Source organism: Streptomyces inhibens, assembly GCF_003389455.1.
Lineage (GTDB): Bacteria > Actinomycetota > Actinomycetes > Streptomycetales > Streptomycetaceae > Streptomyces > Streptomyces inhibens.
The window spans coordinates 1-12,458 of the sequence record NZ_QUAC01000173.1; the positions used below are offsets into that span (position 1 = coordinate 1).

General features: G+C 72.9%; 11 protein-coding genes. 3 read left to right on the plus strand and 8 right to left on the minus strand.

Annotated elements, in window-relative coordinates; translation table 11 throughout:
- Positions 1-55: 55 nt before the first annotated feature.
- From DY245_RS21945 to lipB, 4 genes are all read right to left on the minus strand, one after another.
- On the minus strand, positions 56-775 hold the full coding sequence (locus DY245_RS21945) for a DUF4191 domain-containing protein (protein ID WP_128508957.1): 720 nt from the start codon (positions 773-775) through the stop codon (positions 56-58).
- 10 nt (positions 776-785) lie between these two features.
- Positions 786-1,004: an SCO2195 family GlnR-regulated protein gene (locus DY245_RS21950; protein WP_128508958.1), complete on the minus strand. Its 219-nt coding sequence runs from the start codon at positions 1,002-1,004 to the stop codon at positions 786-788.
- A gap of 211 nt (positions 1,005-1,215) precedes the next feature.
- Positions 1,216-2,160 carry a lipoyl synthase gene (lipA, locus tag DY245_RS21955; protein WP_128508966.1) on the minus strand — a complete coding sequence of 315 codons (945 nt, stop codon included), beginning with the start codon at positions 2,158-2,160 and terminating at the stop codon, positions 1,216-1,218.
- 171 nt (positions 2,161-2,331) lie between these two features.
- The gene (gene lipB / locus DY245_RS21960; protein ID WP_244943187.1) at positions 2,332-3,147 is read right to left on the minus strand and encodes a lipoyl(octanoyl) transferase LipB; all 816 of its coding nucleotides are present in this window, start codon (positions 3,145-3,147) and stop codon (positions 2,332-2,334) included.
- A 331-nt stretch (positions 3,148-3,478) separates the two neighbouring features.
- Here lipB and DY245_RS21965 point away from each other — a divergent pair, with 331 nt between their 5' ends.
- Positions 3,479-4,936, plus strand: coding sequence for an NsdA family TPR-like regulatory protein (locus DY245_RS21965; RefSeq protein ID WP_128508959.1), 1,458 nt, complete (start codon positions 3,479-3,481; stop codon positions 4,934-4,936).
- Positions 4,937-4,972: 36 nt separating this feature from the next.
- On the opposite strand, the gene DY245_RS21970 is transcribed toward DY245_RS21965, so the two are convergent.
- The 3 genes from DY245_RS21970 to DY245_RS21980 form a co-directional block, all read right to left on the minus strand.
- Positions 4,973-6,262 (minus strand): FAD-dependent oxidoreductase, encoded by a 1,290-nt coding sequence (locus DY245_RS21970; RefSeq protein WP_128508960.1) that lies wholly within the window; start codon positions 6,260-6,262, stop codon positions 4,973-4,975.
- A 202-nt stretch (positions 6,263-6,464) separates the two neighbouring features.
- The gene (locus DY245_RS21975) at positions 6,465-7,349 is read right to left on the minus strand and encodes a TIGR01777 family oxidoreductase (protein WP_181923805.1); all 885 of its coding nucleotides are present in this window, start codon (positions 7,347-7,349) and stop codon (positions 6,465-6,467) included.
- 64 nt (positions 7,350-7,413) lie between these two features.
- Positions 7,414-7,932: a DUF4240 domain-containing protein gene (locus DY245_RS21980; protein WP_128508962.1), complete on the minus strand. Its 519-nt coding sequence runs from the start codon at positions 7,930-7,932 to the stop codon at positions 7,414-7,416.
- 223 nt (positions 7,933-8,155) lie between these two features.
- On the opposite strand from DY245_RS21980, the gene DY245_RS21985 reads away from it, so the two are divergent.
- Positions 8,156-10,069, plus strand: coding sequence for a hypothetical protein (locus DY245_RS21985; protein WP_128508963.1), 1,914 nt, complete (start codon positions 8,156-8,158; stop codon positions 10,067-10,069).
- A 120-nt stretch (positions 10,070-10,189) separates the two neighbouring features.
- A complete protein-coding gene (locus DY245_RS21990; RefSeq protein WP_128508964.1) occupies positions 10,190-11,110 on the plus strand; it encodes an SDR family oxidoreductase in 921 nt (306 codons plus the stop codon).
- A 32-nt stretch (positions 11,111-11,142) separates the two neighbouring features.
- Here DY245_RS21990 and DY245_RS21995 read toward each other — a convergent pair whose 3' ends face one another.
- Positions 11,143-12,204 carry a helix-turn-helix transcriptional regulator gene (locus tag DY245_RS21995; protein ID WP_128508965.1) on the minus strand — a complete coding sequence of 354 codons (1,062 nt, stop codon included), beginning with the start codon at positions 12,202-12,204 and terminating at the stop codon, positions 11,143-11,145.
- Positions 12,205-12,458 lie beyond the last annotated feature (254 nt).

Here is a 12,458-nt window from a genome sequence, read left to right on the forward strand (position 1 = left end):
CGCCCCGGAGCCTGAGCTCCGGGGCGTTCGCCGTATCCGTCGGATGTTCGGGGGGTCAGCGCATCTTGCCGCCGCCCCTGGGCATCCGCATGCCCTTGGGCATCGGACCCTTCGGGACCGGCATGTTGCTCATCAGGTCGCCCAGCGCACGCAGCCGGTCGTTGACCGCCGTGACCTGGGCGCCGGGGAGCACGCGCGGCAGCTTGAGCAGCGTCGTACGGAGCTTCTTCAGCGGCACCTGGTCCTCGCCGTCGCCCACCACGATGTCGTGGACGGGGGCGTCGGCGACGGTGCGCGCCATCCGCTTCTTCTCGGCGGCCAGCAGGCCGCGGAGACGGTTCGGGTTGCCCTCGCCGACCAGCACGATGCCGGCCTTGCCGACGGCGCGGTGCACCACGTCCTGGTTGCGGTTCATGGCCACCGCGGGCGTGATCGTCCAGCCGCGGCCGACGTTTTCCAGCACCGCGGCCGCCGCGCCCGGCTGGCCTTCCATCTGCCCGAAGGCAGCTCGCTCGGCGCGTCGTCCGAAGACGATCGCCATCGCGAGGAAGGCCAGTACGAAGCCCAGGATCCCCGCGTAGATGGGATGGCCGATCGCGAAGCCGATGGCAAGGAGAACGCCGAATACGACGATGCCTACACCAGCGACGACAAGACCGACCTTGGAGTCGACCCGACGGGTCATCTTGTAGGTCAGGGCGATCTGCTTCAGCCGCCCGGGGTTCTCAGCGCCGGCAGCGCCGACAGCGCCCTCAGCGTTTACCTTCCTCGCCATACAGCGCAGTCTACGTGGCGTGCGGGCGCTGGGTCGCCGCGGCCTCCAGTACGTACTCGGCCTCGTACCGGTCCTTGGCACGGCGGCGGTCCTCCAGGACCGACGTCCAGGCGTTACGGCGGGCGGTGCGCTGCCCGCCGCGCATCAGTACGGCCTCGACGGCGCGCAGTGCGCCGGTGACGGAGGGGATGGGGAGGGCGGGGGTGGCGCGGAGCGGCGCGGCCTGCATGGTGGGTGACTCCCTCTGGCTATCGGAGAAGCAGGGGTGGTGCGGGAGCGGTGCGTGCATCCATCGTCACGGAAAGGTGTTACCAACGGATGACCTGCCGGTCAAACACCAATGAAACGTTGACGCGGCCCGCCACGCCCCCCGTCGGGGGAGTGCGGGCCGCGTGTTCTCCAGCATGTGCCACGTTTCACAAGATGGCGCGCCGGGGAGCTCAAACCGCCTGACTGGACGCCTCGACCTCGCGCCGCTCGATGGCCTGCTGGTAAAGGCGGCCGGCGCGGTAGGAGGAGCGGACCAGCGGGCCGGACATGACGCCGGCGTAGCCGATCTCCTCGGCCTCCTCCTTGAGCTCCACGAACTCGGCCGGCTTGACCCAGCGCTCGATCGGGTGGTGGCGCACGGAGGGGCGCAGGTACTGGGTGATCGTGATCAGCTCACAGCCCGCGTCATGGAGGTCCTGCAGCGCCTGGCTGATCTCCTCGCGCTCCTCGCCCATGCCCAGGATGAGGTTGGACTTGGTGACCAGACCGGCCTCGCGGGACTTGGAGATCACCTCCAGGGAGCGCTCGTACCGGAAGCCGGGGCGGATCCGCTTGAAGATCCGCGGGACCGTCTCGACGTTGTGCGCGAGGACCTCGGGGCGGGAGGAGAAGACCTCCGCCAGCTGCTCGGGGACCGCGTTGAAGTCCGGGATGAGCAGCTCGACGCCGGTGCCGGGCATCGTGGCGTGGATCTGCCGGACCGTCTCGGCGTAGAGCCAGGCGCCGCCGTCCTCCAGGTCGTCGCGCGCGACGCCGGTGATCGTGGCGTACTTCAGGCCCATGGTCTGCACGGACTCGGCGACCCGGCGCGGCTCGTCGCGGTCCAGCTCCTGCGGCTTGCCGGTGTCGATCTGGCAGAAGTCACAGCGGCGGGTGCACTGGTCGCCACCGATGAGGAAGGTCGCCTCGCGGTCCTCCCAGCATTCAAAGATGTTGGGACAGCCCGCCTCCTGGCAGACCGTGTGCAGGCCCTCGCTCTTGACCAGGCCCTGGAGGTGGTTGTACTCGGGACCCATTTTCGCCCGGGTCTTGATCCACTCGGGCTTGCGCTCGATGGGGGTCTGGCTGTTCCGGACCTCAAGACGCAACATTCGCCGGCCGTCAGGCCTTGGCATTTGCTGCCCGTCGGGTGCGACTGCGGACACGTCCGGCTCCCTACGACTTCGTTTCTTCGGCGTACACCAGGGTACGCCCGTTGATTCGCACGTCTTTACGTGCGTGGCAACCCTCTACGGCGGGGTTGCATTCCCGGCGGTGTCGGGGGTTCATGGCGGCGGCCCCTCGGGTCAGACCGCTCGGGGGAGGAGCTCGGCGCCCTCCAGGACGTCCCGCAGGTGCTTCTCGACGACGGGCAGCACCTCGGCGATGGTGATCTCGCGGCCCAGCTCGTTGGCCAGCGAGGCGACGCCCGCGTCCCGGATGCCGCACGGCACGATCTTGTCGAACGAGGTGTTGTCCGGGTTCACGTTCAGCGCGAAGCCGTGCATCGTGACGCCCTTGGCGACGCGGATGCCGATCGCGGCGAGCTTGCGGTCCTCGCGGCGCTGGCCGGCGTTGGACGGTGCGTACTCGGGGCCGTTCAGCCGCGGGTCGAACAGCTCGTCCGTCACCCGCGGGTCGAAGTCGAGGTTCAGCCCGCCCAGGGCCGCCCGCTGCTCCACCGGGTCGCCCAGGATCCACACACCGCTGCGGCCCTCGACCCGGGTGCCCTGCACGCCGAATTCGGCGCAGACCCGGATCAGCGCCTCTTCGAGGCGGCGGACATGAGCGACGACGTCAACCGGGCGCGGCAGCTTCTGGATGGGGTAGCCCACCAGCTGGCCCGGCCCGTGCCAGGTGATCTTCCCGCCGCGGTCCACGTCGACGACCGGGGTCCCGTCCAGCGGGCGCTCGTCCTCGGACGTGCGCCGGCCCGCGGTGTACACGGGCAGATGCTCCAGCAGCAGACAGGTGTCCGGTACCTCGTCGACGAACCGGGCGGCGTGCACCCGGCGCTGCTCCTGCCAGGCCGATTCGTAGTCCACGGCCTCGGCGCCGAAGCCCAGATGCACAAAGCGCAGCCCCTCGGGTGCGGGGGTCTCCCCCCGAGAGATCGCAGTCACGGCAGCTCCTCTTCGAACCTCTGTTGCACTTTGCTGCAACGTTGATGCCACTTCGCGCCCATGCCNCGAACCTCTGTTGCACTTTGCTGCAACGTTGATGCCACTTCGCGCCCATGCCACTGTACGGCCGCCGCTCCCGGTGCCCGCAGGCGGCCGGTGTCCGACCTGCCCCCGCCCCTGCTCACACGATCGGATGAACGCGTGGCGCAGGCCGCGAGAAAGGCTCCGAAGGCCGTTACATTCACGCCGTTCCACAAGGGCGATGAGCATGCCGGACAGGGGCCGCCGATACCGGCTGCCCGGCCCGGAAGGCAGGAGACCGGTAAAGCTGATGACGGAACGACCCCCGCACCACACGCCCAACCGCCAGCTCGCCGCGCTCATCGCCGAGGCGGGATTTTCCAATGCCGGGCTGGCAAGACGGGTTGATCAGCTCGGCATCGAGCACGGCCTCGACCTCCGTTACGACAAGACGTCGGTGACCCGCTGGCTGCGCGGCCAGCAGCCCAGGGGCACCACCCCCGCGCTCATCGCCGAGGTGTTCACCCGCCGGCTCGGACGCCGGCTGTCCGCCCAGGACCTCGGGCTGGACGCCTGTGCGCCGGTGTACGCCGGGCTGGAATTCGCCGCCACCCCCAGTGAGGCGGTGGACATCGTCAGCGGTCTGTGGCGCAAGGACTCCGGCAGCCATGCCGAGCTCCGCAAGATCGCCTTCACCCCGGCCGGGCTCGTGGTGCCCAGCCGGGACTGGCTGATCGGCCGCGCCGACGAACGCGTGGCCCGCGGCGAGACCGCCGCCGACGGCTCGGTCCGGGTGCCCGCCCAGGGCGGCCGGGTCTCGGTGCCGCGGCAGCGCCGTACCGAACGCGTCGACCGCACCCAGGGCTCCCGGGTCACCTCCGGCGACATCGCGGCGCTGCGCTCGGTCGGCGAGCTGTTCCGGGCGCTGGACCACGCCTACGGCGGCGGCCACGCCCGGCAGGCCCTGGTGCGCTATCTGGAGCACGAGGCCGAGCCGATGCTGCGCGGCACCTACGGGGAGGCCACCGGCCGCCGGCTGTTCGCGGCCGCCGCCGATCTGACCCGGCTGGCGGGCTGGACCTCGTACGACATTGCCGCACACGGCCTGGCGCAGCGGTACTTCGTCCAGGCCCTGCGGCTGGCCCAGGCCGCCGGCGACCGTGCGTACGGTTCCTACGTCCTGGTGACGATGAGCCGGCAGGCCGTTTATCTGGGGCACGGCAGAGAGGCCGTCCAGCTGGCGCGGGTCGCACAGCAGGGCATCGGCAGCAGCGCGCCGCCCGTCGTCCAGGCACTGCTGCACTCCGCTGAGGCACGCGGCCACGGCGTCCTGGGCGAGGTCCGGGCGTGCACGGCGGCGCTGGCCCGCGCGGAGCGGGCGCTGGAGACCGCCCGCCCCGGCGACGACACCCCGTACTGGGCGCGCTTCTTCGACGAGGCGCAACTGGCCGACGAGTTGGCGCACTGCCACCGCGACCTCCAGCAGTACCGCGCGGCCTCCCAGCACGCCGAACGCTCCCTGCAGCTGCGCGCCGCCGGCTTCGCCCGCAGCCGGCTCTTCTGCCGGGTGGTGCTGGCGACCGCGCGGCTGGGCCTGGGCGAGCTGGAGCAGGCCTGCACGCTGGGCGCCGAGGCGGCCCTGCAGGCCTCCGAGATGCGGTCCGTACGGGCCCATGAGTACGTCAGGGAGTTCGAACGCCGCCTGGAGCCGTACCGGGACGCGGCGGCGGTGCGGGGCTACCGGGAACGGGTGGCGGCGCTGGGGTGAGGCGCGTCGGCGGGCGGCGGGGCCCGGCCGTCGTGGTCAGGCCGCCGTACGCACGGTGTCCGGCTCCGTCGTGAGACCGGGCAGGCCGAAGTCCTGGAGGACGGCGCGGGCGGCCCGGCGGCCCGAGCTCAGCGCGCCCTGGAGCGTGCTGGTGTCCCGGTGATCGCCACATACGTAGAGACCGGACAGCACCCGCACGGTGCGTGGATCGTGCGGGGCCGGCATCGCGGGCACCGCGTAGGGGTCGTGATGGCCGGTCAGCAGCTGCCAGTCGTCGCTCCGGGCACCGTAGATCCGGTCGAGCTGGGGCCGGACCGTCTTGTCGAGGACGGACAGCGGCAGCGCCGCCGCGGCGCCGAGCACGGTCGTGGTGATCAGGGACCGCCCTGGCGGCGTACGGGACGGGTCGATCGCGCCGGCCAGGTAGGTGTACCCGACGGGGCCGTCCGTCGGCAGGATGAGCGCGGTGTCGCGGGACGGCGCGCCGCGGCCGCCGAAGGCCGCCGCTGCGGTGTGGTGCAGGACGGTCACCGGATGGAAGGCGGGCACCCGCAGCCCCGGCAGCAGCTCGGCCGCATCCCGCGCACCGGTCGCCACCAGTACCGCGCGGCAGGGGACGGGGCCGTGCTCGGCGGTGCTGACGCCGGTGGTGGAGACGGCGGTGACCTGCACGGACGTACGGACCGTGCCGGGCGGCAGCGCGGCGGCGAGCAGCTCGGGGACGGCCGAGGCGCCGCCGGCCGGCAGCCACAGCCGGCCCTCCACGTAGTCGCGCAGCGCCGCCGCGCCGCCACGGCTGGAGCCGCGCAGCTGCGGATCGCACAGCAGCGCGCCGAGCAGGGGCCGCAGGAACGTGTCATGGGCGCGCGGCGGGAAGGTGGGGCGGCTCGCCAGGGCATCGCGGATGGCGCGGTCGGCGGGTGGTGCCGAGGCGGCGCCGGCGGGGGGAGCGGCGGAGCCGGTGGTGCGGTCGGCGCGCGAGAGGGCGCGCGCCGCGGCGAGTGCGCCCCTCGTGCTCCGGGGCGCACTGATGCGATGCGCCCGTTGGCCGTTGTGGACGCACAGACCGGGCGCGAACGGACGCCGCGTCAGACCGCCGAGGCCCGGGGTGCGGCGCAGCTCGGCGGCGGAGACGGCCAGCGGCCGGGCGCAGCGGTCCAGCCGGAAGCCGTCGAGGAGGTCGGTGACGGACCGGCCGCCGATCCGGTCCGCGGCCTCCAGGACGGTGACCGACACTCCCGCGCCGGTCAGATGGCGGGCGGCGGCGAGACCGGCCGGGCCGGCTCCCACGATGACGACGTCCACGATCGATGCGGCGCGCAGCACATGCCCTCCCGAGATCGGTCCCAGCGGCGGTGCACCGAAGTCATGCCCGGTGCCGCCGCGCGGGATGCCGAGTGGTGTGTGCGAGGACGGTAGGGAGCCGGCGGCGCCGGCGACAGGGGGCGCCCGGGGGCGCGCCGGAGCACCCTTGGCCAAAGCTCGGTCTTGCGGGCCGGACGCCTACGCGGAGTGGACGGCCGCGCGGCTATGCGGCCCGCACCGCTTCGATGATCCGGGGATGGGCGAACGTGAACCCGGAGTCCAGCAGCCGGCGCGGAATCACCCGCTGGCTGCCCAGCACATCACCGGCGAACTCACCGAGCGCGAGACGCAAGGCCGGCGCCGGGACGGTGAAGAGCGTGGGGCGGTTCAGGACGCGGCCCATGACGGCGGTGACCTCGCGGTTGGTGACCGGTTCCGGCGCGGTGAGATTGACCGGACCGGCCAGGCCCTCGGTGCCGATGAGATGGCGCAGCGCCGCGATGTGGTCGTGCAGGGAGATGAAGCTCCAGTACTGGCTGCCGTCGCCGAGCCGGCCGCCCAGGCCGGCCCGGAAGATCGGGAAGAGCCGGCCCCAGGCGCCGCCCGAGCGCGCCACGACCAGACCGGTGCGGGCGAAGACGGTCCGGATGCCCGCGTCCTGGGCCGGCTTCGCGGCGTCCTCCCAGGCCACACAGACCTCCGGCAGGAACCCGGTACCGGCCGGTGCGCTCTCGTCCGTACGCCGGTCACCGGTGTCGCCGTAGTAGCCGATCGCGCTGCCGCACACAAAGACCCGCGGCGGGGTGTCCATCGAGGCGAGGGCCGAGGCGATGGCCCGGGTGCCCAGCACCCGGCTGTCGCGGATCTCCTGCTTGTAGGCCGCCGTCCAGCGATGGTCGCCGACCCCGGCGCCGGCGAGATGGACGACCGCCTCGCAGCCGGTCAGCCCGGCCGTGTCGACCTCCTGCCCCTTGGGGTCCCAGCGCACCTCGTCGGCGGCGGTGGGCTCGCGCCGTACGAGCCGGACGGCCTCATGTCCGTCCGCGCGCAGGGACTGTACGAGCGCCGTGCCGATGAGACCGGTCGAGCCGGTGATCGCGATCCGCATATGGCCCATACTGCCCGCACCGACAGGCCGGTGGCGGCATCTGCGGTCCGGCCCGCCGTGCCCGCTATGGCTTGAACCGGTCCCACAGGAGGGGGAAGCGCTCCGCCAGGGCCTGGTCGTCGTCGAAGTCGAGGTAGGTGCCGAACGGTTCGCGGGGCGCCGGGGGCAGTCCCAGGTCCGGCATCACGCCGCCGGTCATCTGCTCGTACGCCTCGTCGGCCGCGTAACCCAGCTCCTCGGCATCGCCGTCCACCGCCTCGTCGAAGTCGTCCAGCAGCTCGGCGAGCTGGTCCGGGTCGTGCAGCGCGCCCTCGAAGATCTCCCGGCCCTGGCCGATCAGCCAGCAGCGGAAGTAGTCGAAGGCATCGTCGCTCGCCCCGCCCAGCATCACGGAGGCCGCCGCCCACACATCCCAGGCGTACGCCCGGTTGTAACGGGATTCGAAGTGGCGGGCGAAGTCCACGACGGCGTCCGGGTCGAGCCCGAGCAGCCGCTCGACCAGCGCGTCGGCCTGCTCCTGGGGGTCGCCCTCGGCGGCCTCGCGCGAACTGTCGATCAGCTCCCAGAACTCCGTCTCGTCCATCACCGCTCCAGCATCTGCCCTGCCGCCGCGCGCCGCATGCCGAGTACCCCAGATGCGACGGGGTCGTTATCCGGACCGGTGACGGGGCGTCCGGAGCGGTGATCGCTCCTCCGGATCGGCGCTCCGTCGTGTGACCGTCCCAAGAATCACTCGTTGGAAGGCTTGCAACGACCGAACGACGGCATATCTGCCATTTCGTGAAGGGCTGTTTCAGGCGATGCCCATGGACGAACGCACCCGGGCCGAAGTCGAGCGGGCCGAGGCGGCCATCGTCGAGCACTACCCACGGCTCGTCCGCCTGGCCTACCTCGTACTGCCCCCGTTGATGGGCCGCCACCGCCGGGTCCTGACCGCGCACGGCCTGGTCCAGCGGGCGCTGCCGTGGCGGGCCCGCCGACCCCGACCGGACGGCGGGCTGCCCGCCCAGCGCGGCCCGGCGGCCGAATCCGGCTACGACCTGGTGCGGCTGCGGACCCTGCGGCTGGCGCTGGCGTACGAGGGACGGCAGGGCCTGGGGCTGCCGACCGTGCCCGTGGTGTGGGGGCTGCGGCTCTTTCCCCGGGCCGGCGGCGTCGATGAACTCGCCCTGGACCAGGCGCTGTCCGCCGTCCCCGCGGCGGTGCGGGCCGCCATCGGACTGTGGCATCTGGAGGGCCTGGACGAGGACGCGGCCCGCGCCGTGCTGGCGCGGGCCGGCATCGAGGACCCGGACGCGGCGCAGCGGGCGGCCGGGCAGCTGGACCGGGAGACCGGGGCCGGCGCCGCGACGCTGCTGAACTCGGGCGAGTTCGATCCGTGCACGGTACAGACCCGGCCGACGGATCTGCTGCGCCGCCGGCAACGGGTGCGGACATCGGTTGCCCTCGCCGCCGTAGTGGCGATCGGCGCGGTGGTGGCCGGGGTGCCGGGCGGCGACGGGGACCGGGCCGGGCGCGCCGAGACCGCCGCACAGCAGGCGCTGGACCCGGCCCGGCTGCTGCGCACCCCCAACGAGCAGTGGGCGGACACCTCCCGGGTGGACTTCACCGCCTGGCCCGCCCGCGGCCGGCAGGCCGGCGACAAAAAGCTGCTGGCACGGGCGCTACGGGTCTGGGCGGCGCCGCCCGCCGACGCCCGGATCACCGCGGCCGCCGACACCTCCACCCGGCCGCCCGACCATCCGCCGCAGCTGCTGTACGCGGGTCTGATCGACAACGTCATGGTGGTGGTCCTCCACGACGGGGAGCGCCTGGTCCGCTACGCCGAACCCGAAGACGCCACCCCCACCCTGCACTTCGCCCGCGTCGACGGCGCGGATCTGACGACCGGCGCCGCGCTGGTGATCGGCCGCGGCAACGGCTGGATGCGCTATTTGCTCGCGCCATGGATCTCCGATGTCGCCGTCCGCGACCTGCTGGTGGCCGGCGCCCCGGTGCACGGCCTGCATGTGGCCCCGGACGGGGTCACCGACCGGATCCCGACACCGCCCGCGGCGGGCGCCGGCTGCGGACGCTGGCCGGTGGCGCAATTCCGCTCCTCGACGCGGATCGTGGACGCCGCCGCGAACCCCGCCTTCCTGCTCACCGACCTCGACGATCTCGTCCCCGTCCATCTGACGTACCTGCCGCCGCCGTCCGGCGACCGGCCGGGCAGCGGCCCGCGCGAGGCGACCGGCCCCCCGGCGCTGGCCGGGCTGGCCCATACCGCCTGTCAACTACGGTCGCTGCGCGGCGCCGGCGTACGGTCCGTCAACATCTGGGCGTTCGCCGCGCAGCAGCTCCCGGAGAACGGCGGCAGCGCGACCTGGGTGTGCACCCGCGCCGACACCTGGCGCGGGCCCGGCAGCGTGACCGTACGGTTCCTGCCGCCCGCCACCCGCCCGGCCGACCCCGGGCGGCTCGCCGGACGGGCCGCCAACACCGCCGCATGCAGCCGCTTCGGACCGCATGTGGTCGGTGACGTCCACTGGCAGGCCAAGTCCGGGAAGTGGTATCTGCTCGCGGCCGGCAGCCGGGAGGTCGGTGGTATCGACGCGACGGGCGGGGTACGCGCCACCGGCACATCGGCCACGCTCGCCGCACCGGCCGGGCAGAACGCCTCGGCCGAGGTCGTCGGACGACTGCGGGGCGGGGGGAGCGTGCGGGCCCTTCGGCCGTAGGCGGGAACGGTGGCGGGTCGCCGGTAAAACGGCCACGGAATCCGGACAGAAGGTGTCGGGTATCGCTGTCAGGGTCGCGGTGTACGGATGCGAGGCACCTGACAGCGAGGAGTGGCGTACGTGACGGAACGGAAAGAACTGGCGGGACGGGTGGCACTGGTCGCCGGGGCGACCCGGGGCGCGGGCCGGGCGATGGCGGTGGAGCTGGGCCGGGCCGGTGCCCTGGTGTACGTGACCGGGCGGACGACCCGGGAGCGGGTCAGCGAGGTCGGCCGGCCCACCGAGACCATCGAGCAGACCGCGGAGCTGGTGACCGCGGCGGGCGGCACCGGGATCGCCGTACCGACCGACCACTTGGAGCCGATGCAGGTCAAGGCGCTGATCGAGCGCATCGACCAGGAGCAGGGGCGACTGGATGTGCTGGTCAACAGCGTCTGGGGCGGCGACCGGCTGATCGAGTTCAACACCAGGCTGTGGGACCTCGATCTGAACAACGGGCTGCGGATGTTCCGCCTCGGCATCGACACCCACATCATCACCAGCCACTACGCGCTGCCGCTGCTGATCAGGCGGCCCGGCGGACTGGTCGTCGAGGTCACCGACGGCACCGCCGCCTTCAACCGCACCTACCGTGACAACCTCTGCTTCGACCTCACCAAGAACGCCCCGCACCGCATGGCCTTCGGCCTCGCCGCCGAGCTGACGGAGTACGACGGCACGGCGGTCTCGCTCACCCCCGGCTTTCTGCGGTCCGAGGAGATGCTCGACCACTTCGGGGTGACGGAGGAGACCTGGCGCGACGCGGTGGCCAAGGAGCCGCACTTCGCCATCGCCGAGTCGCCGGCTCTGATCGCCCGCTCGGTGCGCGCGCTGGCCGCCGATCCGGACAGGCGGCGCTGGAGCGGACAGTCGCTCTCCAGCGGCCAGTTGGCGAAGGAGTACGACTTCACGGACACGGACGGCTCCCGGCCCGACTGCTTCGGCTACTTCGAGGATGTGGTCTTCGGGGGGAAGGACGCGAGCGCGGCGGACTACCGGTAGCGGTGCCCTCGCCTCGGGGTACGGAGAGCGGGCTACGTATACAGGGCGGCCGTCCGTCGGGCGGCCGCCGCGAAGCGCTCACGCAGCCCGGAGGGCGCGAGTATCTCGCCCTCCGGGCCGAGCGCCAGCAGCTGGGCGTAGGCGACCTCGGCGGACTCCACGGCCAGGGTGACGGTCAGCCGGCCGTGCGCGTCGGGGCCTCCGGCCGCCTGGGCCGCCTCGATCGCCTCGCGAGCCGCCATGCGCTCGGTGACGTACGGCAGTTGCAGCACGCCACGCTTCGAGAGCCGGAGCACCACCTCCTCGCGCAGGAGGGAGCGGGTGAACTGCGTGGCCCGCTCCGCCCAGAACGCCGGGAGGTCGAAGGACTCGTCGCGGAGGAAGCGGCCTCCGGTCGTGCCGGTCATGCCGGTCCTGCCGACCTGGCTGCTGTCGTCCGCCCCGCCACCCTCGTCCGCGCCGCTACGCTCGTTCGCGTCGCCGAACTCGACCGCGGTGAACCGGTCGACCCGATACACCCGGTAGTCGCCCTGCGTACGCGCCGCCAGATACCAGACCCCCGCCTTCAGCACGAGGCCGTACGGCTCCAACTCCCGCTCCACCTCGGTGCCCTTACGGAGGTAGCGGGCGGTGATCCGGCGGTCGTCCCAGACCGCATCGGCGATCGCGGGCAGCAGGGCGGGGGTCTCGGGCTCCTGATACCAGTTGGGTGCGTCGAGATGAAAGCGCTGGGCGGCGCCGGTCGCGGCGTCCCGCAGCTCGGGCAGCAGGGCGGCGGAGACCTTCAGACGGGCGGCGGAGGCGGCGTCCGCGAGCCCCATCTCGCGCAGCGCGGAGGGGACTCCGGACAGGAAGAGCGCCTCCGCCTCGCTGCGGCCGAGGCCGGTGAGACGGGTGCGATAGCCGCCGATGAGGCGGTAGCCGCCGGCCCGGCCGCGATCCGCGTAAACGGGCACCCCGGCCTCGGAGAGGGCGAGGACGTCCCGGGCGACCGTGCGCTCGGAGACCTCCAACTCCCGCGCCAGCTCGGCGGCCGTCATCGACGGCCGCGACTGGAGCAGCAACACCATCTTGATCAGCCGGGCAGCACGCATACCACCATCATGCCGAGGCCCACTGACAATGCCGGGGGCCGGGACGGGCGGGACGGTATGGGCAGGCGGGAGATACGGGGCGGGCAGGCCAGGTGCGCCGGACAGGGCGGGCGGGCCAGGTGCGCCGGACGGGGCGGGCAGGCCAGGTGCGTCAGGCGGGGCGGGCGGGAGAGCCCAAGCCGCGGAACCGCACCACTACACCCGCCCACCCCCCGAAGGGGGGTGGGCGGAGGGGAAACAAGATAAGAAGGCCC